This is a genomic window from Leucobacter luti, from assembly GCF_004217175.1.
GTDB lineage: Bacteria > Actinomycetota > Actinomycetes > Actinomycetales > Microbacteriaceae > Leucobacter > Leucobacter luti.
In genome coordinates, this window is sequence record NZ_SHKI01000005.1 from 326,951 (window position 1) to 351,763 (window position 24,813).

At 68.2% G+C, this 24,813-nt stretch carries 17 protein-coding genes; 9 read left to right on the forward strand and 8 right to left on the reverse strand.

Features of this window, described 5'->3' with window-relative positions:
- Nucleotides 1–149 precede the first annotated feature (149 nt).
- Together EV139_RS10555 and EV139_RS10560 are read left to right on the forward strand one after the other, a co-directional pair.
- Nucleotides 150–2,693: a YhgE/Pip domain-containing protein gene (locus EV139_RS10555; RefSeq protein WP_198677537.1), complete on the forward strand. Its 2,544-nt coding sequence runs from the start codon at nucleotides 150–152 to the stop codon at nucleotides 2,691–2,693.
- Nucleotides 2,694–2,698: 5 nt separating this feature from the next.
- Complete coding sequence (locus EV139_RS10560; RefSeq protein ID WP_130454293.1) at nucleotides 2,699–4,885, forward strand: YhgE/Pip domain-containing protein; 2,187 nt, start codon at nucleotides 2,699–2,701, stop codon at nucleotides 4,883–4,885.
- A gap of 35 nt (nucleotides 4,886–4,920) precedes the next feature.
- Here EV139_RS10560 and EV139_RS10565 read toward each other — a convergent pair whose 3' ends face one another.
- A complete protein-coding gene (locus tag EV139_RS10565; protein ID WP_130454294.1) occupies nucleotides 4,921–5,619 on the reverse strand; it encodes a hypothetical protein in 699 nt (232 codons plus the stop codon).
- A gap of 159 nt (nucleotides 5,620–5,778) precedes the next feature.
- On the opposite strand from EV139_RS10565, the gene EV139_RS10570 reads away from it, so the two are divergent.
- Together EV139_RS10570 and EV139_RS10575 are read left to right on the forward strand one after the other, a co-directional pair.
- Nucleotides 5,779–6,858, forward strand: coding sequence for an FUSC family protein (locus EV139_RS10570; protein WP_130454295.1), 1,080 nt, complete (start codon nucleotides 5,779–5,781; stop codon nucleotides 6,856–6,858).
- A gap of 6 nt (nucleotides 6,859–6,864) precedes the next feature.
- Nucleotides 6,865–8,067, forward strand: a complete 1,203-nt coding sequence (locus tag EV139_RS10575) for an alpha/beta fold hydrolase (protein ID WP_241989025.1) — start codon at nucleotides 6,865–6,867, stop codon at nucleotides 8,065–8,067.
- An 11-nt stretch (nucleotides 8,068–8,078) separates the two neighbouring features.
- Here EV139_RS10575 and EV139_RS10580 read toward each other — a convergent pair whose 3' ends face one another.
- Nucleotides 8,079–9,290: an ATP-grasp domain-containing protein gene (locus EV139_RS10580; protein ID WP_130454296.1), complete on the reverse strand. Its 1,212-nt coding sequence runs from the start codon at nucleotides 9,288–9,290 to the stop codon at nucleotides 8,079–8,081.
- Between the two features lie 31 nt (nucleotides 9,291–9,321).
- The gene (locus EV139_RS10585; protein WP_130454297.1) at nucleotides 9,322–10,701 is read right to left on the reverse strand and encodes a threonine/serine exporter family protein; all 1,380 of its coding nucleotides are present in this window, start codon (nucleotides 10,699–10,701) and stop codon (nucleotides 9,322–9,324) included.
- A 372-nt stretch (nucleotides 10,702–11,073) separates the two neighbouring features.
- Between EV139_RS10585 and gad the strand changes: the two genes are divergently transcribed.
- From gad to EV139_RS10600, 3 genes are all read left to right on the forward strand, one after another.
- Nucleotides 11,074–12,474: a glutamate decarboxylase gene (gene gad / locus EV139_RS10590; RefSeq protein WP_130454298.1), complete on the forward strand. Its 1,401-nt coding sequence runs from the start codon at nucleotides 11,074–11,076 to the stop codon at nucleotides 12,472–12,474.
- A gap of 81 nt (nucleotides 12,475–12,555) precedes the next feature.
- Nucleotides 12,556–13,263 (forward strand): hypothetical protein, encoded by a 708-nt coding sequence (locus tag EV139_RS10595; RefSeq protein ID WP_130454299.1) that lies wholly within the window; start codon nucleotides 12,556–12,558, stop codon nucleotides 13,261–13,263.
- A 119-nt stretch (nucleotides 13,264–13,382) separates the two neighbouring features.
- On the forward strand, nucleotides 13,383–14,468 hold the full coding sequence (locus EV139_RS10600; RefSeq protein ID WP_130454300.1) for a linear amide C-N hydrolase: 1,086 nt from the start codon (nucleotides 13,383–13,385) through the stop codon (nucleotides 14,466–14,468).
- 57 nt (nucleotides 14,469–14,525) lie between these two features.
- Here the strand turns inward: EV139_RS10600 and EV139_RS10605 are convergent, their stop codons facing one another.
- The gene (locus EV139_RS10605) at nucleotides 14,526–15,506 is read right to left on the reverse strand and encodes a DMT family protein (RefSeq protein WP_130454301.1); all 981 of its coding nucleotides are present in this window, start codon (nucleotides 15,504–15,506) and stop codon (nucleotides 14,526–14,528) included.
- Between the two features lie 405 nt (nucleotides 15,507–15,911).
- Between EV139_RS10605 and EV139_RS10610 the strand changes: the two genes are divergently transcribed.
- Entirely contained in the window at nucleotides 15,912–17,687 is a 1,776-nt protein-coding gene (locus EV139_RS10610) for an oleate hydratase (RefSeq protein WP_130454302.1), read from the forward strand.
- Between the two features lie 34 nt (nucleotides 17,688–17,721).
- Entirely contained in the window at nucleotides 17,722–20,160 is a 2,439-nt protein-coding gene (locus tag EV139_RS10615) for an FUSC family protein (RefSeq protein ID WP_157993031.1), read from the forward strand.
- Here EV139_RS10615 and EV139_RS10620 read toward each other — a convergent pair.
- The 4 genes from EV139_RS10620 to pepN all read right to left on the reverse strand — a co-directional run bounded on the left by EV139_RS10620 (nucleotide 20,090) and on the right by pepN (nucleotide 24,743).
- Nucleotides 20,090–20,656: an HhH-GPD-type base excision DNA repair protein gene (locus EV139_RS10620; protein WP_130454304.1), complete on the reverse strand. Its 567-nt coding sequence runs from the start codon at nucleotides 20,654–20,656 to the stop codon at nucleotides 20,090–20,092. The two genes, EV139_RS10615 and EV139_RS10620, sit on opposite strands and share 71 nt — an antisense overlap.
- A gap of 143 nt (nucleotides 20,657–20,799) precedes the next feature.
- Nucleotides 20,800–21,258, reverse strand: a complete 459-nt coding sequence (locus tag EV139_RS10625; protein WP_241989026.1) for a globin — start codon at nucleotides 21,256–21,258, stop codon at nucleotides 20,800–20,802.
- Entirely contained in the window at nucleotides 21,255–22,148 is an 894-nt protein-coding gene (locus tag EV139_RS10630; RefSeq protein ID WP_130454305.1) for a mechanosensitive ion channel family protein, read from the reverse strand. The genes EV139_RS10625 and EV139_RS10630 overlap by 4 nt, the downstream gene beginning before the upstream one ends.
- Complete coding sequence (pepN, locus tag EV139_RS10635; RefSeq protein WP_130454306.1) at nucleotides 22,149–24,743, reverse strand: aminopeptidase N; 2,595 nt, start codon at nucleotides 24,741–24,743, stop codon at nucleotides 22,149–22,151.
- Nucleotides 24,744–24,813 lie beyond the last annotated feature (70 nt).

Below are 24,813 nucleotides of genomic sequence, written 5' to 3' on the forward strand. Positions count from 1 at the left end.
CCGCGCGCCCCGCGACGCGCGCGGCGCGTTGCATCAGAGCCCCTCAAATCGATGTAACGCTAGTGTCTTCCCTAAATGTAGTCTGTGTGTAGGCATAGTCGATGGGGGCCAGGTTGAAGAACGCGTTGAGGGTTACCAAGCGTGACCTCATGAGGATCCTTCGAGTTCCGCAGGCGGTCATCATTCTCATCGGAATCATCGTGATTCCGTCGCTGTACGCCTGGTTCAACATCATCGCGTTCTGGGATCCCTACGGCAATACGAAAGACGTGAAGGTCGCCGTGGTCAACCTCGACGAGGGTGCCTACTCCTCGCTCACGGGGTCTCTGGACGTGGGCGACCAGGTGGTCGCCCAGCTGAAGCAGAACGATCAGCTCGGCTGGCAGTTCCTCGGCAAGGACGCCGCGATGCGGGCGGTCGAGTCGGGCGAGGTCTACGCGGCAATCGTGATTCCCGAGGAGTTCAGCGAGGATCTCCTCAGCCTCACCACGGGCGACTTCGTGCGCCCCGAGCTCGAGTACTTCGTCAACGAGAAGGCGAACGCGATCGCGCCGAAGATCACCGAGGTGGGGGCGACCACGCTCGAGACGCAGATCAACTCCACCTTCGTCGCCACCGTGTCGCAGACCATCACCGAGGCAGTGGAGAGCGCCGGGACCGCGATCGACACGCGACTCACCGAGGCGCGCAGCACCTCGCTCGACGTGCTCACGGACGCCAGCGCGCAGGTGGCCGACGCGCGGGAAGGGATCGTTGACATTCAGGAGAGCCTCGCGAGCGGCGAGGCTGCGCTCGCGGACTCGCGCTCCGCGCTCCTGCGGCTCGACGGGGTGATCGACGAGGTGCAGGCCGCCATTACTGAGGCCCAAGCAATCGTCGCGGACACGCAGTCTGGTCTCGCCACCTTTACGAGCGAGGTCACCGAGTCGTACACCGCGGGGTCGGCTGAGCTCACCGAGATCTCGGCAAAGCTCAATGAGAAGCTCTCGGTGCTCGCCGCCGGAGCGAGCCAGGCAAACGTGGAGATCGCTACCGCGATCAGCGACGCGACGGTCGTCGCCGACGCCGCGGCACAGGTGGTCGACGAGCTCACCGTGATCCGAGACGCACTCCCGGCCGGCGATCCGATCCGCGCCACGCTCGACGGCGCGATCGAGACCCTGACGAAGCGGGTTGACGCGGACGCGGCGCTCCTGGCGCAGCTCGGCACGCTGAACTCAGACGTGTCCGCGGTGACCCAGGGGATTCAAGACTCAGCGAACGCCATTAACGCGGCGGTGCGCGAGACCGCGTCCACCTCGGGGGCGATTCGGGACGTAATGGTGGAGACGCTCCCCGGCGTCAACAGCGCGATGAGCGCGCTCTCCGCGAGTGCCGGCGGATTCTCGGCGGCGCTCGGCTCGCAGCGGGCCCTGGTCGACGAGGCGGTGGGGCTCCTCGACACCTTCGAGGAGCAAGCGGAGCAGGCACGCACCGCGAGCGAGGCGCTCGATGTCACGCTCGCTGAGGTGGAGCAGAACCTCGCGGACGTGCGCACGGACGTGAGCGCGCTCAGCGCCGCCGGCCTGCTCAATCAGGTGCGAGCGCTGACCAGCCTGAGCCCCGACGACATCTCGAAGTTCATGGCGGCACCGGTGCAGGTCACGGAGAAGATTCTGTTCCCGGTCACCACGTACGGTTCCGCGATGGCGCCGCTGTTTACCAACCTGTCGCTGTGGATCGCGGCCTTCGTGCTGGTGGTCCTGCTGCGGCAGGAGGTCGACACCGAGGGGATCGAGGGGGTCACCGTGCGGCAGGCCTACTTCGGGCGGTGGATGCTGCTCGCGCTCATTAACTTCTTCCAGGCACTGCTCGTCAGCGTGGGGAACGTGGTGATCGGCGTGCAAATGGCGAGCGCGGTCGCATTCGTCGCGACGAGTGTCTTTATCGGTTTCGTCTATATGGCGCTGATCTACGCCCTCGCGGTGTCGTTCGGGTACGTGGGCAAGGGGCTCATCATTCTCCTTGTGATCATGCAGATCCCCGGCGCCTCGGGCATCTACCCGATTCAGATGATGCCCGAGTTCTTCCAAGCGCTCTTCCCGTTCTTCCCGTTCACTTACGGAATCGATGCGTTGCGCGAGACCATTGGCGGGTTCTACGGCGGCGACTACTGGAAGTTCGTCGGTGTGCTCGCGGTCTTTGCGGGGCTGTCGTTCCTGCTGGGACTGTTCTTCCGGCAGCGGCTCGGCAACTTCGCCCGGCTCTTCAACGGCAGGCTCGCGCAAACCGACCTGTTCGTGAGCGAGAACGTGCAGGTGCTCGGCTCGCGCCGCCGCGTGACGCAGATCGTGCAGGCACTCACCAACCGCGAGGCGTTCCGCGCGAAGGCCGCGCAGCAGGCGCGCTGGTTCGAGGCGCATCACCTTTCGATCGTGCGGCTCGCGCTGCTCATCGCCGTGCTCTGCACCGCGCTCCTCGCCTGCGTCGCCTGGGTGATCCCCGACGCGAAGGCGACGGTGCTGGCCCTGTGGGGCGTGCTCTGCGTGCTGGTGATCGCGCTTGTGGTCACGCTTGAGTACGTCAAGCAGAACATCGCCTACGCAAAGAAGGTCGGCACGCTCGACGCCCCTGAACTGCAATCGCGTCTCGCCAGAGAAGAACGCGCGATCCACTCGAACGCGAAGCTCGGCAAGCTCGAAGAGCAGGTGTGACGAACATGAAGAATATCGCTCGGATCTTTATCACCGACGCGCGCCGGGTGCAGCGCAACGCGATCGCACTCGTGGTGCTCTTCGGGGTGGTGGTGCTGCCCTCCTTCTTTGGCTGGTTCAACGTGCTCTCAAGCTGGGACCCGTTCGGCAACGTGAAGAACCTCAAGGTCGCGGTCGCGAACGCCGATGAGGGCTACCAGGGGGAGCTGTTCCCCATGAAGATCAACGTGGGTGAGCAGGTGATCTCGAACCTGCGGGCAAACACGGATCTCAACTGGGTGTTCACCAGCGAGGAAGAGGCGATCGAGGGTACGAAGGCCGGCGACTACTACGCCGCGCTGGTCCTGCCCCCGAGCTTCAGCCGGGACATGATGACCTTCCTCGCGCCGGGCGCGCAGGCGGCGAAGATCGACTACTACTCAAACGAGAAGAAGAACGCGCTCTCTCCCAAGATCACCGACGAGGCCGCGACCGAGGTCTCCACCACGATCAACTCCACCTTCACGAAGACGCTCAACGAGGTGGGTCTCGCGCTCATCTCGTCCCTCGCGGATCAAGCCGGCTCGGACGAGTCGCGCGCCGCGCTCGGGCGCGTGCAGGCGAGCGCGCAGACCGCCGCGACGACGATCGGATCGAGCGCCACCACGCTCGAGCTGTTCAGCTCGCTCCTCGGGTCGAGCACGGGGCTCGTGCGTGGTGCGGCGTCGCTCACCGACGCGTCTCTGGCCGCGGTCCAGGACGCCTCGAATGCGATCGGGGAGGGCGCGACCGCGGCCCAGTCATTGCAGTCGGTGCTCGGTACCGCGAACGAGTCGATCTCGGCGGCGCTCGCGAGCACCTCGGGCAGCTACACCGCGCTGATCGCGCAGCTGTCCGAGCTCGACGCAGACTTTGCGGGCCAGGCCGAGGACGCAGCGGCGACGCTGACCGCCGCGGCGAGCGCCATCGACGTCCGGGTCACCGCCAACCAGGAGCTCCACGACACGCTTGAGGCGCAAGCCCAGGCGACCTCGGATCCCGCGCTGAAGGCCGCGCTCCAGGGGACGGCGGCGACGCTCCAGGGTGCGATCGACCGCCAGACTGCGCTCGCGAGCCGGGTGACCTCGTCGGCCACGAAGCTTGCGGAGACCGGTGCGGGGATGGGCGCGGATCGCGACGAGATCATCGCGCTGGCCGACGCCGCGCGCGCTGCCGTCGACGGCGCGCGGGACTCTTACGACGGGACGCTGCGACCGAAACTCGAGCAGCTGGCCGGATCGCTCGCCGGGATCAACTCGGGCTTCGAGCAGATCGGCGGCGACCTTGCCGCAGCTGCGACAGCGCTGTCTGGCGGGTCGACCTCCCTGGTCGCGTTCCTCACCCAGGCCGAGGAGACGACCACCGCGATTGCGACGGACCTGCGTGACGCGGCCGACAAGTTCTCGGAGCTGGCGAGCGCGCTCGGCGAAGCGGCGAGCGGCGGCGACCTCTCGAAGGTGGTCGCGCTGATCGGCGGAAACCAGGAGGCGCTCGCGGGGGAGCTGACGAGTCCGGTGGGCCTCAAACGCATCGCCGTGTACCCGGTGGATACCTTCGGCGCCCAGATGGCTCCGTTCTACACAGTGCTCGGGCTCTGGGTGGGCGCCCTTCTGCTCTCGGTGCTGATCCGCACGGATGTGTCGCCGAGTATCCTGCCGGCCGCTGGCCCGTTCACGAAGACGCAGGAGTACTTCGGCCGCTACGGGATGTTCGCGGTGCTCGGGTTCTTCCAGAGCTCGCTGCTCTACCTCGGGCTGATGGGCTTTGTCGGTGTGCACGTGGCGCACCCGCTGCTCCTGCTCCTGGCGGGCTGGGTGATGTCGTTCGTGTTCTCGCTGATCACCTACACGCTGGTGCTCTCGTTTGGGGAGGCGGGGAAGGCGTTCGCGGTGTTCTTGCTGGTGGTGCAGATCTCCGCCGGCGGCGGCGCATACCCGCTGTCGGTGCTGCCGCAGTGGTTCCAGAGCATCAGCCCCTGGCTGCCAGTGACGCACGCGACGAACGCGGTGCGCGCGGCAATCGCGGGGATCTACGAGGGCGACTACTGGATCTCGCTGGGGCAGCTCGCGCTCTTCGTGGTTCCCGCGCTCCTGATCGGACTGGTGCTGCGCCTGCCGGTGCTCAAGATCAACGGCGACCTCGCGCGCGCGCTCGAGTCGACGAAGCTGATGTGACCGCGGTGTGCTTGCGCTCCCCGCGCTGAATTGAGTTAGCGGGGGAGCGCGGCGAATCCGATGAGGAGCACACCGCCCAGGGCGAGCACGATCGCGAGCCCCCAGCGGTAGTCTGCGGCGAGCACGCGAGCGTAGACCGTGGTGATCTTCTTCGCGGCCACGGGGAACCGCGACCACAGCCAGGCCAGGAGCACGAACGGAATGACGAGTGCGGCGAGGAACACCGCGAAGGCGGTGCCGCGCAGCATGAAGCTGGCGCTGAGCCCCGTGACCACGCGCATGACCAGGTACATGAGCGGCCAGGTGGTGAAGCCGACGACCGCGCAGCCAATCCCCACCACAAAGTAGGCGAGCACGGCGGTGCCCTGCTGGGGCAGCTTCACTGGGGCGGGGGCGAACCCGGGGTGAATGAGGCGCCACGTCACCACGACGATGGCGGCGACGATGAATGCGATTCCCGTCCACAGGTCGATCGTGTGGTTGGTCGCCGCGCGCTCGAGGTCGTGTTCAGCGGCGGCGAGGTACCGCGTGGGGTTGACCACGTGGAGAAGCGCGTACATGGCGGTCGCGCCGCACACGAGGCCCGCGAGGAGCGCGCCGAGCGACGGCCGAAACTCGCCGCCCCGCGCGAGCATGTCGGCGGTCGCCCCGTACAGCATTGGGTGGACGCCGAAGACGAGGGCGAACCCGATGAGTGATAGCACTGCGGCGGCCCAGCTGAGTGTCTCGTGCACGTGAATCCTTCACTCCGCGCGACGTCCCCAGTGGTGTCGCCCTCCGTAGAAAGTGTAGAGAGAACACATGGCTTCTGCCAAGCCAGCTCGTATACCTTGCGATGCTGAGCTACAGGCGGGGCTGTAAAAGTGGCTGCGCCGTGCACTAGGATCGCTCGTATGGAGTCGCGCACATCGGGGGAGTCGCTCAGGCCTGAGGCGGCCGATCGCGAGCACTCTGCGCCGGCCGGTCCCCCCGCGAAGGAGTGGTCCCGGCGCGCGATCCTGATCCTCGCCGCCAAGCTGCTGGTGGCGCTCCTCGTCATCGCCGCCCCCGCGTTCATCGCCACCTCGTTTGTTCCGGGGGTGAGCGGGGTCGCGTTCTTCGGCGTGCTCGCGGCAGCCTTTGGCTGGATCAGCGGGGGGCCAAAGATCGGCGCTGCCGTCGTGGTGGCGCTCACCGGCTTGGGCGTGATCTCGATCCTGCTTCGGGAGCACACCTGGGCGCTCGCGCTGCTGCTCGTGCTGCTCGGCGTCGCGTACGGCTACGCGGCCAGCCGCGGGGTGGGAAAAGCCGTGCTGCAGCTCCCGATCCTGACCCCCTACTTCATGAACGATCCACCCGCGCTCTTCTCTGACCCGCCGATCGTCGATGCACGGTACCTCATCGGCGTGAGCGTGGTGATGCTGCTGGCGGGGATCTGGACGGTCGTGGTGCTGAGCCTCGCCGCGGGCACGCGACACCTCGCCCGCCTGGACGTTCCGAACCCCCGGATCCCGCTTGAATACGGCGCGATCCTCGGGCTGTTCTCTGCCATCGTGATGGTGGTCGCCACCCTGAGTGGACTGCAGACGCACTGGGTGTGGATCACGCTCACGCTCTACGTGCTTGCGGACCCCCAGCAGCTGTTCACTCCGGCGAAGATGTGGGGTCGCGTGAGTGGCACGCTGCTCGGCTTCGTGGTCGTCTCGGCGCTCGCGCTTGCGGGGGTGCCAGATGGGCTGCTGCACCTGCTCGCGCTCCCCGCGCTCTGGCTGTGCCTGGTGTTTATGGTCATTCGGCGGCCCTACTGGCAGTACACGCTGTTTCTCACGATCGCGGTGATCCTCATGGACACCTCCGACGTTGATACGCAGCTGCTGAACGCGGAGCGTATCGGGTTTACGGTCATCGGGGCGGCGCTGTCGATCCTCGTCGCCTTCCTCGTGAACCTGTTCGGGTTCTCCCGGGTGGGCCTTTCCGCTCCCGAGCGAGTGTAGAGCGGCGTGGGATCCGACGGGCCCGCGTTTCGCGCCCTGCGGGGAGCGCTGCTCGGCGCGGCGTGGCGCGCTCCGGGGGTGCGCACGCTGCGCCGCCCCGCCACCGCTCACACCCCCGAGTTCGACCTCGCGTACGTGCGCACGGGTCCCGAGGGCCGGAGGCCGCCGGCCCTCGTGATCCCCGGCGGGCCCGGGCTCGGCTCAGTGCTCCCGTACCGATTCCTCCGTCGCATCGCCGCGCGGCGCGGTCTCGATCTCATCATGGTGGAGCACCGTGGGGTGGGACTCTCGCGCACCGATCTCACCGGGCATGACCTCCCCGCGGCGGCGATGCGGATTGACGAGGTGGTCGCCGACCTCGGCGCCGTGCTCGATCACGAGGGGGTCGAACGCGTCCACGTCGTGGGATCGTCGTACGGGAGCTATCTGGCGTCCTGCTTTGGCGCCGCGCAGCCGCAGCGGGTGGCCGGAATGATCCTCGACTCGGCGCTGCAGTCGGCTGGGGACCTTGAGCTCGAGCGCACCGTGATCCGGCGGCTGCTGTGGGAGGGCCCGAGCCCTGCCGCCCGCGCGGTGCGCCAGCTCCACGCGGCCGGACTCGATCCGCGCGTGCTGCTCGACGTGACTCGTGCCGCGTACGAACTCGGGGGTGAGCCACTGCTCGTCGCACTGGCTGAGCGCCGGCTTCGCAGCCGGCGGAGCGGCGCGTGGCGCGCGCTCGCCGCGTACGCCACCCGAGACGAGACGATCGTGCGGTACCCGGGGATCTACGAGTTCGACCTGGTGGGGGCGATTGCGTTTCGGGAGCTGGGGTACGGCGCGCACCCGGACGGGCACCCGCTCGACCCCGCGAGCACGTACGCGCCGCTCGCTGGGCAGTTTCCGGCGTTCGCGGGGGAGCCGGTTGATCTGGCCTCTGCCGCGGGCACGATTGCGTGGCCCCTGGTGCTGCTCAGTGGCGCCAGGGATCTCCGCACGCCGCCCGAGATCGCCGCGCGGGTTGCGCGCGCCGCGCCGGGCGCGGTGATCGTGCCCCTGCAGAACGGTCACAGTGCGCTCGACACGCACCCGATGGCGCTCCTGAACGCGCTTGACCGGCTCCTGGCCGGGCAGCACGAGACGCTGCCGGGCATCGCGGACCGCCTCGACGCCCTCCCGCGGCGGGGTCCCGTCGCGGGAGGGCTCAGGCTGCTTGAACTCGTGACGTAGCGGCGGCTCGGCTAGATGCGCTGGGCGTGCACGTCCAGGAGTGCCGCCGCGTCCGCGTCGGTCATGCCGGGGATTGGCTCGCCGTTCCACACGATGTCCTCGCCCATCGCTTTGAGGAGCTCCTGGCGCTCGCCGTGCGCCAGCTTCGCGCCGTGCAGCAGTGCCGCCGGCCCCCACATCATCGCAAACGAGTCGTGCCACTGGTGGCCGATGTCCTTGACGTGCAGCAGATCGTGCAGTGAGGTCTTCAGGTGCTGCACGGGCTCGGCGAACGCGTCTGCGAGCACCGCGAGGCGGATCTGGCGTTCAACCCCCGGGGCGACAATTGCCGGCTCGATCACGGTTCCGTCGAACGCGTCGAGGAACTCGGCGGTCTCCAGCAGGATCACGCCGTTGGTGGGTCGCGGGTTGCACTCGATCGCGTAGAGCTCGCCCTCGTGCTTCACGAAGTCGAACGAGAGCTGGCCGGTGAAGCTCGGGTCGAGCTCGTCGATGATGCGCTGCGTGTATTCGAGGGTCTGCGTGCTGTCTTCCGCGAGGAAGGTGATCCCGGTGCTGTGCGCCCACTGCTCGGGGGCACTATAGGTGCACTGTGCGGTCACCCGGCCGTCAACGATGATGCTGTAGGTGCAAATCATCGGGCCGTCGGTGAACGGCTGGACCAGCCAGGGCTGGTCGGCCGTCGGGTGGCAGTCCGCGACGGACATCTTGCCGGCAAGCGGTCCCGTGTTCGTGAGGAGCCCCACGCCGCCGCGCGAGAACACTGCGCGCGCGAAGAAGCGTGGGAACCGCGCGATCGCCTCGTGCAGCTCGTCCTCGGACGAGACCACGACGGTCTCGGGGATCGGTACGCCGGCCTGCTCCACGAGGCGCTGGAAACTGCCCTTGTCGTGCAGGCGGGCGAGCTCGCCGAACCCGCCAGCGAACAGTCGCACCCCCGCCGGGAGGTCGTGGGCGCGCGCGGCGAGGTAGAAGACCTCCTCGAAGGTGGGGATGATCGTGTCGATGTTGTGCTCGGTGACGATGCGGCACACGTCTGCGATGAACTGGTCGGTCTCAAACCTGGGTGACGCCGTGACCTCGTGCGCGGCGAGGAAGCGCGAGTGGCTGCCCATCGCCCCGGCGAAGGTGTCTGCCGCCACGACGTAGCGGCCGGAGCTCCCGAGTTTCCGGATGATGTCCAGAGCGAAGGTGTTCCGTGAACTCAGTACCAGGGCACGCATAGAGAATCCTCTCGAAGTTGATAAGTAACACTCAGCTTAGGTGATGGGTGCGCTCGCGCTGCCAGGCGCGAGCGAACGCCCCCGTGTCGCGGCTCAGCCCGGTGCCGATGATCATGCCGATCGCGATCGACAGCACGGCCCCCGCGGTTTGCATGAGAATACCGCCGCCCCCGGCGGTCCCGGACACCGCCTCGGTGAGGCCGATGAACCCCATGGTTCCTGGCACCATCATCCAGTACGCGCAGGTCAGCATGACGCCCGGCGGCGGCGCGGACGGGAAGTGCGCGACGAGGTAGATCGCGGGTACCGCGATGAGCGCCCCCACAAGTCCGGAGAGTGTGGGGCCCAGCAGAGTGTGCCCGAGGAGCTGCGCCGCGTAGGCGAGCGCGAGGGCAAAGAGGATCCATGGGAGCGAGCGCTTGGGCGCGACCGAGTAGAGGTAGTAGCCGACAGCAACGAGGACGACCCCCACCCACGGCGCCCACGGCCCCAGGTGCGGCGCCGACGAGGTGTGCGGGTGGGAGATTCCCGTGACGACGATGCCAACGTAGAGCCCGAACGCGAGGAGGGCGAGCGTGGCAAGCCCGTAGACCAGGCGACTCGCGCCGGCGATGATCTGGCCGTTCGTGAGCTCGACGGCGGCGATCGTGAGCGTGAGCCCGGGGAGCAGGCTCGCGAGTGCCGGAGTGACCAGGCTGAGGGTGCTGCCGCTTCCGAGATCCGGTGCGATGAGGCCGATGACCGCCGTCGCCGTAAACGCGGCGAGAACCGGGAGTACGAGCGAGAGCGTGCGCACGCGTGAGCCGAGCAGCACGAGTGCCCCGATCGCGAGCCCCAGGATCGCGTAGACCGGCAGGGCGGCGGGGATGGGGTTCATCACGAGGCCGAAGCCCACCGCGAGGAGCGTGTGTCCGAGGAGGGAACGCCAGAACCCGAAGCGCGGCGGCGCCGCGATGATCTCCTGCGCCCGCTGGATCGCCGATGCTGGATCGGTGCGGTCGTGCGCGGCGCGCGCAATGAGCCGTTCGATGTCGGCGACCTGGTCGAGACGCAGCGTCGACTGCGTGACCTCGAAGATGGAGGGGGCGTCGCGCGCCACGCCCGGGTCCTCGATGAGCACGACCGTGGGGAGCACCACGACGCGAACGCCCGGGCGGCCGTAGACGCGGGCCAGGGAGCTGAGCGTCGCGGCGACCTCGTTGGTGGGCTGGGAGCCCGCGAGTAGCGCCTGGCCGAGGAGGCCCAACAGCTCAATGAGGCGTGGCGATTGCTCGGCGCGGGCGTGCTCGTCCGAGTGTTCCGGGGCGATCGCCGCGAGGGCGCGCTGCAGTCGTGTTCTCCGGAGACTCATGCCGGTGCTCCCGTCCTGCGCGGCGCCCTCATCGGACGCTCGATCCGGGACGAAAGTCACAATATCCTTGAACTCGGCTCATGGTTAATTGCTAGGATAACACTTGGATAGGGAAGAGTTTCACACTGCACTGTGACTGATCTTGGTGAGGTGCAGAGGTGGAGCTAGGGGGCCTTACCGGCCGCATCTGGAGGGGGGACTATGGCGCACCGTCTGTTCATGCCGGGCCCGCTGTCTCCGCCGCGGGCGCACGACTCTCGGCCGCTGCGCCGCGGGGTCCGCGCCACTCCCGCGCGCGCCAGGGCTCTCGATCCGGCCGCTCCGCGGCGCACGCTGGGGGGCCTCCCACGGGGCCCTCTGCCGTGCCCGGCGGCCTGCTCTGAATCCGTGTACCACTAGCCGCAACATTCTCAACTCTGGAGAGGACACCCTATGTCAGAACGCTTCCGCAACGCAGCCGAGCAGAGCTCGGAGGCACAGCTGGAGATCAAGCCTGTCTTCACCCGGCCGGGCGAGGCGTCTTCGCTCCCGAAGTTCAAGATGCCGGACGGGCTGATGGCTCCAGACACGGCGTACCAGATCGTGCACGACACCGCGATGCTCGACGGCAACTCGCGTCTCAACCTCGCCACCTTCGTCTCGACGTGGATGGACGAGAACGCACAGAAGCTGCACCTTGAAGCCGCCGACAAGAACATGATCGACAAGGACGAGTACCCGGCGACCGCGGAGATCGAGGACCGCTGCTGGCGCATGCTGGCGGACCTCTGGAACGCCCCCGATGTCGACGACATCATCGGCACGTCCACGATCGGCTCCTCCGAGGCGTGCATGCTCGGCGGGCTCGCGCTCAAGCGCCTGTGGCAGGAGCGCCGCAAGGCCGAGGGCAAGTCGACGGAGAAGCCAAACCTGGTGCTGTCGGCCGGCGTCCAGGTGGTGTGGGAGAAGTTCTGCAACTACTGGGACGTCGAGGCGCGCTACGTGCCGGTCACCAAGGAGCACCTGGTGCTCGACGGTTTCGAGCTCGAGAAGTACGTTGACGAGAACACGATCGGCGTCGTAGCAATTCTTGGCCAGACCTACACGGGCCTCTACGAGCCGGTCCGAGAGATCGCGGCGAAGCTCGACGAGATCCAGGCGGCAACGGGCCTCGACGTGAAGATCCACGTCGACGGCGCCTCGGGCGCCATGGTGGCCCCGTTCTGCCAGCCGGAGCTCGAGTGGGACTTCCGAGTGGAGCGGGTCAACTCGATCAGCACCTCCGGTCACAAGTACGGTCTCGTGTACCCCGGCGTCGGGTGGGTCGTGTGGCGCAACAAGGCGGTGTGCCCAGAGAGCCTGATCTTCCACGTGAGCTACCTCGGCGGGGACATGCCGACGCTCGCGCTGAACTTCTCGCGTCCCGGCTCGCAGGTGCTGCTGCAGTACTACCAGTTCCTGCGCCTGGGGCGTGAGGGCTACCGCGCGATCCAGCAGGGCTCGATCGATGTGGCAACCTACCTCTCCTCCTCGATCGCAAAGATGGAGTCGTTCGAGCTCATCAGCAAGGGCGACACCATTCCAGTGTTCGCCTGGAAGCTGAAGGACGGCGCACGCAACTGGGATCTCTATGATCTCGCCGACCGCCTCCGCATGCGCGGCTGGCTGGTGCCGGCCTACCCGATGCCCGACAATATCTCGGACATGATCGTGCAGCGCATCGTGGTGCGATCCGACCTCAGCATGGACCTCGCCGACTACCTCCTGACGGCAATTCGGGAGGAAGTGGAGTACCTCCAGGCCCTCACGACGCCGCTTCCCAGCGAGGCGAAGAAGCAGGGCTTCGCCCACTAGTCGACCGCCGCTTGGCTGCGGTGTCCGCACGGGCACCGCAGCCAAGCGTCCCGAGCGCTCCGTCAGAGATCAGGATCACAGATGACACCCCACGCGACCATCACGCGCGCTGCATTTCTCACCCCGTCGCTCACCAAGCAGAGCGTCTACTTCATCATCGGCGGATCCCTCTTCGCGGTGGGCTCCGCCGCCTCGATCTGGGACTTTGCCGGCGTGGGGTTCACGAACTGGTGCTGCTTCATTGGCGCGTGGTTCTTCACCACGGCCGGTCTGTTCCAGGTGGTGCTCAGCGGCGACGCGACGGTGCCGGGCCGGCCCGGTCAGGGGAAAGCGCTTCGGGCGGAGTGGCTCGCCGCTGCCACGCAGAGCTTTGGCACGATCCTCTTCAACGTGAGCACCACTACGGCGCTCACCGCCAAGTCGGTGTCGGCCGAGAAGCACTACATGTGGAACCCGGACGCCGGCGGCTCGGTTGCGTTTTTGATCAGCGCGTTCTTTGTGTACGTCGCGTTCTATCGCTCGGAGCACACTCTCTGGGAGCCGCGCAGCTCCGGCTGGTGGTCGGCGCACATCAACATGCTGGGGTGCATCGCGTTCGCGGTGTCAGCGGTGGGTGCGTTCGTATTGAGTGACGGATCGAGCAAGGACGCGCCGGTCGCCAACTGGGGCACGTTTATCGGCGCCGTGTGCTTCGTGCTTGCGTCCGCAGTTGTGCTCCCGCAGGCGCCCTGGAACCGGGCGCAGGCGGTGCGCGCGGCGACCGCGGCACCGAGTCCGGCCGGTGCCTGACTCACCCGAACCCTCGCGGGGCACACCGGTGCCCGGCGAACCGAGACCCGCTTCGGGGCCGTCCAGGCGCCGAAGCGTACAACGCACTTCACGAGTGCAAGGACCGAAAGGGACCCAAAATGTGTACACGAGTACTCTGGCCTGACGCGAACGGCGCGGTGATTGTTGGGCGGAACATGGACTTCCATATGGATCTCCTCACCAACCTGTGGAAGATGCCGCGGGGGATCGAGCGCAAGGACGGCGCCAACGGCAAGCTCGTCTGGAAGGCGAAGTACGGCAGCGTGATCGCGACCGCGTTCGACCTCATCGCGACCGATGGCATGAACGAGGAGGGGTTCGCCGGGCACGTGCTGTGGCTCGCGGAGTCAAACTACGGCAAGCCGGCAGACTCGGACGTGCAGCTGAGCCAGGCCGTGTGGCTGCAGTACTACCTCGACAACTTCGCCACCGTCGCCGAGGCGGTTGAGTGGACCGAGAGCTCGGGCGTAAAGATCGCCCAGCTGTTCGACCCCACCGGCAAGCTGGTCCCCACGCTGCACCTCGCGTTCAACGACGCGAGTGGCGACTCCGCCATTATTGAGTACACCGACGGCTCGGCGAAGGTGTACCACAGCCGCGACTACAAGGTGATGACGAACTCACCCACCTTCGATAAGCAGCTTGAGCTCCTCAAGGAGACCGAGGGGTTCGGGGGAGACAAGCCGCTCCCCGGGTCCACGCTCGCGTCCGACCGCTTCGCGCGGGCCTCCTACTACGTGGAGCACCAGGTGCAGCCTAAGACCGAGCTGCAGGCAATGGCCGCGATGTTCAGCATTATTCGCAACGCCGCGCAGCCGTTCCGCACGCCCGAGCCGGGCAAGCCCGACGCCTCGCAGACCATCTGGCAGGTCGTGGCCGACCTCACCAACAAGCGGTACGCGTTCGAGTCAACCACGCGCCCGAACATTGTGTGGGTGGACTTCGAGAAGCTGAGCTTTGCCGAGGGCACGAAGGTGCTGAAGCTCGACCTGCTCAGCAAGCTCTCGCTCGAGGGCGGGATCGCCGGCGATGTCAGTCACAAGTTCGAGGCGGTCGATGACCTCGGCATGGGGATCGTACAGGCCGGGCAGGACGCGCTTGAGTTCGTGGCCCGGAAGCAGGACGAATTCACTGCGATCGTGAAGTCGCTGGGCAAGCTTGGCCTGGTGAAGTCCGGGAAGTAGTTCGCTCGACGAGAAGAGCCCTCGGTGGCGGGATCGTGATCCCGCCACCGAGGGCTCTTACGCTGTGGGCTCCGGGCCCGCCGCGGCTGTCTCGCCCGCCACGGGCTCTGCCGGCGCCTCGCCCGCCGTGGGTTCGGTCCTCGGGGCGCCGCTGCCCGGAGTCTCGGCCTTCGAGAGCTTCAGTACGCCGACGACCGCGATCGAGCCGGCGACGGCGATAGCGATGAGCGACCACGGCGGGGCGTTTGCGGCCTCGTGCAGGATGACGATGCCGATCACCACCGAGACTGCCGGGTCGATCACCGTGGTCCCCGCGACCACGACGTCGGACGCGTTGCAGGTGTAGGCCATCTGCACGAAGTACATCGAGAGTGCGGAGGCGATGCCGATGCCGATCACGCAGAGGAGCGTGAGGACGCCCTCGCTGTCGAGTGTGAAAGCGTGGCCGGCAAAGATCCCCTGCACGCGCAGGATGACGGTCTTCCCGAGCGCGGCGACGAACGCGGAGAATACGCCGCCGAGCAGCACGTAGACGACCGGGATCCTGATCTTTCCCCGGTTGAGAGCCAGGCTCACGCCGGCGACAGCGAGCACCGCCGCGAGCGAGAGGAGCACGCCCACCAGCTCGGCGTCGGTGATCGAGCGCTGCTCACTCACCTGCGCGGCGATGATCACATATCCGAGCACGCCCACGAGGCACACTCCCATCGCGCGGTACACCGCGACCGTGGGCTTCGGGCCGCCGAAGTGCGGGTTGAGGAACACCGCGAACACCAGCGCCAGCACGCCAATCGGCTGCACGAGCATGAGCGGGGCGAACGTCAGGCTGCTGATCTGCAGCAGGATCGCGACGCCGTAGAGTGCGGTGCCCAGGAGCCAGACCGGTGTCTTCACCACGGTGAGGAAGAACTTTCCGTCGCCCTTGCGCGCGGTGGCGATCTTCACGCCCCGGCTTTGCCAGACGTTGCCAAACGAAAGCGCTGCTGCGGACAGCACCGCCAGGGCGATTCCCGTCACGTGCGATAGTTCGTGGGTCACCGATGCGCCTCTCTGCGGGACAAGCAAGAATCCTGAGTTTCCAGTCTAGTGATCGTGGTGTACTGATGTGCCAGTGATCGATTCCCTATGCGTTGACGGCTCGGGCATCGGGCTCTACATTCCGGGATTCGGCGATTCGCGGCCCGATGGTTCGACCCGGCGGGCTGGCGCGATGGCCTGGCGCGGCGCGTCAAGCTTCGGATAGCCTATGAGCAACCCATTGCTAACGTGTGAGTTTCATGTTTGTTTGGCGCGCTGGCGGTGGGGTGCCTCAGGGCTGCGGGCGGACACAAGAGCCGCTCGGTGTACGTGAATAGCAGCGCACGTGAATAGCGGCGCAGTGAATACCAGCGGAGAGAACAGCAGCGCACGTGAAGACCAGTGCGACCAATCAGAGGAGCGAGTGTGCGGTATACGAGTGGAAACTACGAAGCATTTGCGCGACCGCGGAAGCCGGAGGGCGTCGACACCAAGCGTGCCTGGTTCGTCGGTTCGGGCCTCGCGGCGCTCGCCGGCGCGGCGTTCCTGATTCGCGACGGTCAGATGGACGGCTCACGCATCACGATCTTCGAGCAGCAAGACCTGCCCGGCGGCGCGCTTGATGGGCTCGATGTCCCAGAGAAGGGGTTCGTCATCCGCGGGGGCCGCGAGATGGAGAGCAACTTTGAGTGCCTCTGGGACCTGTTCCGCTCGATCCCCTCGCTCGAAGAAGAGAACGCGAGCGTGCTCGACGAGTTTTTCTGGCTCAACCGAGACGACCCGAACTCGACGCTCCGCCGCACCACGAAGCAGCAGGGCGAGGACGGGGGCACGGACTTCAAGTTCGCCCTCAGTCAGAAGGCGCAGCAAGAGATCTCGAACGTCTTCACCGCGCTCCCCGAGGAGATGGAGGATAAGCGCATCGACGAGGTGTTCACCCGCGAATTCCTCGACAGCAACTTCTGGCTCTACTGGCGCACCATGTTCGCCTTCGAGGAGTGGCACTCGGCGCTCGAGATGAAGCTCTACCTGCACCGATTCATCCACCAGATCCAGGGCCTGCCCGACTTCACCACGCTGAAGTTCACGCGGTTCAACCAGTACGAATCGCTCGTGCTGCCGCTCGTCACCTGGCTCACCGACCACGGCGTGAACTTCCGCTACAGCACCGTGATCACCGACGTCGACTTTGCGATTGCGCACGATGAGCCCCGCAAGCAGGCGACCCGCATTCACCTGCGCGAGCGGGGTGAGGCGGGGCAGATCGACCTCACCGACGACGACCTCCTGTTCATGACAATTGGCTCCCTCACCGAGAACTCTAGCGACGGGGACCACCACACCCCGGCGCAGCTCAACACCGGCCCCGCGCCCGCGTGGGACCTGTGGCGTCGAATCGCCGCGAAGGATCCGGCGTTCGGGCAGCCCGACGTGTTCGGGGGCAACATCCCGAAGACCAAGTGGGAATCCGCGACGGTGACCACGCTCGATACCCGCATCCCCGAGTACATTCGCAAGATCTCGAAGCGCGACCCGTTTAGCGGCAAGGTGGTCACCGGCGGCATCGTGACCGTGATGGATTCGAACTGGCTCATGTCGTGGACGGTGAACCGCCAGCCGCACTTCAAGAAGCAGCCGAAAGACCAGATCGTAGTGTGGGTGTACGGACTGTTCCCGGAGGCGGTGGGCAACTACGTGCAGAAGCCCATGCAGGACTGCACGGGCGAGGAGATCACCCAGGAGTGGCTATATCACCTGGGCGTTCCGGAGGATCAGATTGCGGAGCTCGCCGCGGACGGCGCGAAGACAGTGCCCGTCATGATGCCGTACGTGACCGCCTTCTTCATGCCCCGCAAGCACAGCGACCGGCCCGCGGTCGTTCCGGAGGGGGCAACAAACTTCGCGTTTATCGGGCAGTTCGCGCAGTCGGCCGAGCGCGACTGCATCTTCACCACCGAGTACTCGGTGCGCACGCCGATGGAGGCCGTCTATACGCTGCTCGACATTGAACGCGGCGTGCCCGAGGTGTTCAATTCGACCTACGACGTTCGCGCGCTGTTTCACGCGGTGAACCGCATGCGCGATGGCGCGGAGTTTGAGATCCCCGGCGGTCCGCTCGCGCGCAGGTTCGCGCGCCACCACATTGAGAACAACGTGGTCGGGCAGCTGCTCGAACAGTACGGTCTCGTCGACCCGAGCTGAACGGGGTGACGGGGGTGCGCGGCGGGGCAGCGACGTGAGGCACGTCGCTGTGCGCCTGTCCCGGGTCGTTGCGGCACTCGACCCGGGACACGCGCGCCTCGTGCGCGCCGTCGCGCTCACCTGCGGCGTGCTCGCGAGCGTTCTTGCGGGGTGGGCCACGGTGCACCTGCTCGGCGCGAACTCCGGGATGATCGCTGCCTCGGTGTTCCTGTCGCTGCAGGCCGGGAACCTGGTGAAGGACCGCACGCCCGCCCAGAGGCTGCTCACCACGGCGCTGCTCCTCCCGGCCGTGCTCGCCGCGATCCTGCTTGCGGCCGCCGCGTCTTCGCTGCGGCCGTTCGTAATGGTCGGTTTCATTGTGCTGTCCGGGGCGGCGATCTGGGTGCGGCGATACGGGGCGCGGGCGGCCGCGCTCGGCGCGATCGCGTTCATCGGCTACTTCTTCACCCTCTTCATGCGGCCCGAGGGGGCGGCACTCGGGGCGCTCTGCCTCATCGCGACCTGGGCCGTCGGCTCTCAGGTCCTGGTGCGCGCCGTGCTGCTCGCGCGGCGGCCCGGGCGCGAGCTGCGGGTGCTCCTCGACGAACTGCGGCTCGCGTCGGCGGCGGTGACTCGAGACGCCGCGCGGTCGCCCCGGCCCGCCGAGATGCGCGCGCTGCTCGCCCGCGCCGACACGGTGGGTCGTGCGCTCACGCAGTGGCAGGACACGCACAGTGTGCCCGGGATCCTCGGGTGCAGCGACGCCGAGTTTGAGCGCGGGGTGCTCGACGCGCGGGTCACCACCGAGTCGGCGGCATTCGAGCTCATGCGGCTGCACCGGACCGGCCAGCTCGCGGCCGCAGAACACCGTGCGCTGGCCCAGTTGAACGCGGTCCTCACCGAGCCGCCTGGCTCGCCCCGGTTCACCTCCGCGGCGGGCTGGGCGCGGGGCCTGGTCGACGCCGCTGACCGCGGCGACCTCACCCCGGCGCCCGGCGCCGCGGCCGCGCTCCTGATCGCTCACGCCGCGTGCGCGCACGTCTGGCTGCGCGCGCTCGCCGCCCGCCCGGGGCCCGGACGGGCGAGCGGCCCGGCCCGGGAAACGGCCGCGCCGGCGATGCCCTCAGCGGGGTCTGGGCCCTCGGTGCCGCCGGCCGCTGCGGCAGCGGCGCACGCCCCGGTCGCTGTGCCGGTCGCTGCGCCGGCTTCTGCGCCGCACCCCGCGGTGACCGGCCCGGCCGGTGCCGGTGGTGTCGCCGGGCGCGGCTGGGGCGGCAACCGGAAGCGGCGCGGCTCGCTGGGCGTGCGGGGGTGGCGCGCGTGGTCGGCGCAGAGCCGGCTGGCCGTGCAGGCAATGATTGCGGCAACGCTTGCGAGCGTGGTGGGTGAGGCGCTGTCCGCGAGTCGCTGGTACTGGGCGGTGATGACCGCCTTCGTGATCTTCATCGGGGTGGGGACGCGCGGCTCGATCCTCACCCGGGCGGTGCGGCGCGTCACGGGGACGTTCGGCGGGATTGCGCTGGGGGTGCTCGCGGTCGCGGTGGGCGGCGACTCGCCCGCGGCGCTCTCGATCATCGCTCTGATCGCGGTGTTTGGCGTGCTCTACTTCGGCCCGCTCAACTATGTGTATGTGGCTCTCTGGCTCACCACGATGCTGGTGGCGATCTATCGGATGCTCGGCACGCTCAGCCCCGAACTCCTTGAGCTGCGCGCGGGGGAGACGCTCATCGGTGCCGTGGTCGGGGTGCTCTGCGCCTACCTCGTGCTCTCCGCGAGCTCCCGACCGCAGCTCACCGCGCGGGTCAACGCATACTTCGACGCCCTCGATGCGCTGCTGCGCGCGGTGAGCGAGGCGCTGTCCGCGCCGAGCGGCAGGCGCCTACTCGGCAGCGCACTCAAGGCGCTCGAGGATCGCCAGGCCGAGCTCGACGACGCCGTTGCGGGGGTCTCCACTGCCCTCGCGCTCGAGCGCACGCGCGGAGAGGCCGACGCGGTGCACCTCATGTTCGTGGTGACCCGGGCGGCGGCTCGGCTCGTGCAGTCGCTTCTGGTCGCCGCACCCGGAACCGCCCCCGCCCCCGCGGCGCGCGAGCGCGAACCGGCCGAGGTGCCCCCGGTCACGACGCTCCCTGCGGGGACGCCCGCGGTCGAGGGACTGAGCGCCGTCGCCGCGGCCGCGGCCGCGGCGCGACACGCGCTCACGGCTGGCCCGGGCACGGACGCCGGAGCGCAAGCAGGCACGGATGCCGGTGCGGAAACAGACGCTGGCGCCGGCCCGGACGCAAGTGCGACCCGGGCGTGCGGTGCGGTCGAGCCGTTCCCCGCGGAGCGCGTGTTCTCCGCCGCCGTGCCCGGGGGCACCGCTCAGGCTCTCGCGACAATTGACTGGGCGCTGCGGCGCGTGGCGGCGCTCGGCGGTGGCGCTACTTCTTCGCGGCGGCCTTCGCGGCCCGCTTCGACTCGCGGACCAGGGCGAGCGTCTCGGGGGAGGTGATGTCAGCCACGCTGCGGTGGCTGCCGTCCTCACCGTAGGGCCCCGCGGCCTCGCGCCAGCCCGCACCTGCGAAGCCGAGCTGCTTGCCGAGCAGGGCGAGGAAGATCTGTGACTTCTGCGGCCCGAAGCCCGGCAGCGTTTTCAACCGCTTGAGCACGGTCGCGCCGTCGGGGGAGTCGCGCTCCCAGATTGCGGCGGCGTCGCCACCCCAGTTGTCGGCAATCACCCGGCACAGCTGCTGCACCCGCTCGGCCATTGATCCCGGGAAACGGTGCACGGCCGGGGTCTCCTTAAACGCGGCCGCCACGGCGTCGGGATCCGCCGCGGCGAGGGTCGCCGCGTCCACGCCGCCGAGCCGCTGCTCGATCTTCAGCGGCCCCGCGAACGCGACCTCCATCGCGATCTGCTGGTCGAGCAGCATGCCGATGAGGAGCGCGAGCGGGTTCTCGCTGAGGAGCGCGTCTGCGGCTGGATCGTCGGTGAGGTGGATGCTCATGCGTCCAGCGTAGGCGGACCGGAGGCCCGCCGCTACCCGCCGACGCTCGCTCGGTGTCCCGCCTCGGGCCGTTGTGCCCGGGGCCGTTGTGCCCGGCACCGTTGTGCCCGGGGCCGTTGCGCCCGGGACCGCCGCGCCCGGCCTCAGTCTTCGAAGCGGTTGACCATTGCGAGCGCTGCGCGCTCGACGTAGTCGCGGAACGCGGCGTCGTGCATCGGCGGGAGCGCTGCTTCGTCGAGCGCGGCGTGCATGTGCAGCAGCCAGCGCTCCTTCGCGAGCGGAGTCACCGGGAACGGCTGGTGCCGCATGCGCAGCCGGGGGTGCCCGCGCTGCTCGGAGTACGTGGTGGGGCCGCCCCAGTACTGCTCAAGGAACGCGCGCAGCCGCCAGGTGGCGCCCTCCCAATTGTCCTGCGGGTACATCGGGGCGAGCACGTCGTCCTCGCGCACGCCGCGGTAGAACGCGCGGGCGATGATCTCGAAGGTCTCGGTGCCGCCCACCTGTTCCCACACGGTGTCGGTCACGGCGTTGCCGGTCTCGCCGGCGCGCAGCGTGAGCCGCGGCGCGGGTGCTGGGGTCTCGGGGGACTGCTGGTCGTTCACGCGTGGCCTCCTGGCAGATTCGGGCGCTCGTCTGCCAGCGTAATCCCCTCGGCTGCGAACTTGCGACGGATCTCGGCCCGGATCCCGCGCTGCACCTCCCACTGCGCTTCGGGGCGCGTGCGCACGGCCAGGCGCAGGGTGGCGCGGTCCCCGAACACGCTCTCGAGGCCGAGGATCTCGGGCTCGCCGGTGACCTTGCGCGCGTAACGTTCGGACGTGAGCAGGGTGCGCGCGGCGTCGAGCGTCACCTCGGATACCCGGGTGAGGTCCTGCCGCGCGTCGACGGTCACGTCAACGAGCGCGCGCCCCCAGCCCTGAGAGGAGTTGCCGAGGGTGAGGATCTCGCCGTTGCGAATGAACCACAGGGTGCCGTCGAGGGCGCGCACCTGCGTGACGCGGATCCCCACGTCCTCGACGGTGCCGTTCACCTCGCCAATGGTGACCACGTCGCCGATGCCCAGCTGATCCTCGAACACCATGAAGATCCCGTTGAGGATGTCCTTCACGATGTTCTGTGCGCCGAAGGCGAGGCCCGCGGCGACGATTCCGGCGGAGGTGAGCAGCGCGGCGAGGTTGACGCCGAGCTGGCCGAGGATCAGGATCATCGCGATCACCACGATGGTCCAGGTGATGATGTGCCGCCCCACCGTGCCGAGCGTGCGGGTGCGCTGCACCGCGCGCGCGTTCACGTACGGCGCAGCCTGCATCTCCGAGGTGGTGTCGACGTCCTGCGCGCGCTTGACGCCGCGCACCACCTGGGTGACGGTGCGCGTGAGGAGTCGGCGCAGCAGCCAATTCGCGAGAACCGCGAGCAGCACAATCACGAAGATGTTGATTGCCTTGCGGTAATCGAAGTAGAAATTGGCGAGTTCTGTGCCGACCCCTTCCATTTACGCCTCCAGGTCCGCCTGCTGCACCCGCACGGCGCGCTCGACGCCGGCGAGGTGCTCGGTGATCATGCGGCGCAGCGCGGCCGGCGCTGCCGGGTTCGCGGAGAGCCAGGCGCGGGTCGCGTCGGCGAGGGCGACGTTTGCCAGCGGCGCCGGGAAGAACCCGTCAACCAGCTCCTCGACGATCTGGTAGCTGCGCGACTCCCAGACGGGCAGCAGGGCCGCGAAGAAGCGGTCGACGAACGACACGAGCAGCTCGCGGTCGCTGGCCCGGGTGAAGCCCAGACCGGTCGCGCGCACGATCGCGTTCGGCTGGTCACTCGTGTCCCACACGAGCTCCCACGCGGCCTGCTTCGCGGCGGCCGTCGGCAGTGCCGCGCGGGCGTGCGCTGCCGACTGGTTGCCGCTCGCGGTGCGATCCTCGGCGAGGCGCGCGTCGATCTCGGCCGCCCCCGCCCGCTCGCCCGCCGCGAGCGCGATGAGCAGCTCCCAGCCGAGGTCCGTGTCGATGTCGAGGCCGTCGAGGGGGAGCGAGCCGTCGAAGAGGCCCTGCACCGTGTCGAGCTGCTCGGAGGTGCCGGCGAGCTGGCCGAACGACTTCACGAACTGGAACTGGCGATCCGAGCCGGGCTCCGCGTCGATCGCGAGCCGCCACAGCGCGTCGGCGACCCGCTCGAGCGTTGCCGTGCGGCGCTCGGGCGCCACGTAGCTCGCCGCCGAGAGCAGCAGCTGGCCGAGCAGCGTGCGCAGCGTGGTCGACGCGGTCTCCCGCCCGATGTGCGCGAGCACGATGTCGACGAAGCGGGAGGCCGGGAACTCGGCGTCGCGCGTCGCGTCCCAGAGTGTGCCCCAGACGAGTGCGCGGGCGAGCGAGTCGTCGAGGTCGCCCAGGCGCGCCGCGGCGGTCGCGAGCGAGCGCTCGTCGAGCCGGATCTTCGCGTAGGTGAGGTCGTCGTCGTTGAGCAGCAGGAGTTCGGGCTGCGCCACTCCCACGAGCTCGGGCACCTCGGTCAGCTCGCCGGCGATGTCGAGCTCAAGGCGCTGGATCCGGCGGACCGCCCCGCTGCCGTCGCTCGCCTCGCCGTACAGGCCGACCGCGATGCGGTGCGGACGGATCGTGGGGTACTCCGCCACGGCGCTCTGCGCGATCGCGAAGCTCGTGTAGCGGCCATCGGCGTCAAGCTCGAACACCGGGCGCAGCGTGTTCACGCCGGCGGTCTCGAGCCACAGCTTTGACCACTCGCCGAGATCGCGCCCGCTCTGGGCCTCCAGCTCGGTGAGAAGATCCTGGAGCTCGGTGTTCGCGTGGTGGTGCTTCACGAAGTAGTCGTGGACGCCGCGCATGAACGGCTCGCGACCCACCCAAGCGACGAGCTGCTTGAGCACGGACGCGCCCTTCGCGTAGGTGATTCCGTCGAAGTTGACGAGTACGTCCTCGAGGTCGCTGATGGGGGCGACGATGGGGTGCGTCGAGGGGAGCTGATCCTGCCGGTACGCCCACGACTTCTCGGAGGCGACGAACGTGGTCCAGCACTCAGTCCACTCGGTAGCCTCGGCCACGCCGAGCGTGGACATGTACTCCGCGAACGACTCGTTGAGCCACAGGTCGTTCCACCAGCGCATGGTCACGAGGTCGCCGAACCACATGTGGGCGAGCTCGTGCAGGATCGTGACGACCCGGCGCTCCCGCATCGCGTCGGTCACCTTCGAACGGAACACGTAGGCCTCGGTGAACGTCACCGCGCCGATGTTCTCCATCGCGCCCATGTTGTACTCGGGCACGAACAGCTGGTCGTACTTGTCGAACGGGTACGGGTAGTCGAACTGCTCCTCGAAGAACGCGAAACCCTCGCGGGTCTTCTCGAAGATGTAGTCGGCGTCGAGGTACTCCGAGAGCGAGGCGCGGCAGAACACGCCGAGCGGGATCGTGCGGCCGTCGCGGCTGGTGAGCTCCGAGCGCACCTCGGCGTACGGGCCGGCGATCAGCGCGGTGATGTAGCTCGACATCACCGGCGTCGGCTCGAACGCCCACGTGGCGATCTCCTGCTCGGCCCAGTCGCTGCCCTGCGCGCCGGCCTTCGTGCCGGTCGCGGTGGGCGCGGGCGTCGGCTGGTTGCTGACCACCTGCCACCGCGCGGGTGCGGTGACGGTGAACGCAAACGTGGCCTTCAGGTCCGGCTGCTCAAACACGGCGAACATGCGCCGCGAGTCGGGCACCTCGAACTGCGAGTAGAGGTACACCTCGCCGTCGGCGGGGTCGACGAAGCGGTGCAGGCCCTCGCCGGTGTTCGTGTAGCGCTGGGTGGAGGCGATGCGCACGGTGTTCTGCGCGGCGAGGCCCGGCAGCTGCACGCGCGAATCGGCGAACGCGGTCGCCGGATCGAGGGCGACTCCGTTGAGCTCGACGAGCTCGACCGAATCGGCGATCAGGTCCACGAAGGTGGCCGATCCGGGGCTTGCCGCGAAGTGGATGGTGGTGTCGGCGGCAAAGGTCTCCGGGCCGACCGTGAGGTCGAGGGCGACTTCGTAGCGCTGCGACTCGACGATGCTGGCCCGCTCCTGTGCTTCCGCGCGGGTGAGATTCGTTCCTGGCACTGATGCTCCTGACGAGTAACGATGTTTGACGATCTCCAGCCTACGCCGGAGAACCCCAGATAGGCTGGTG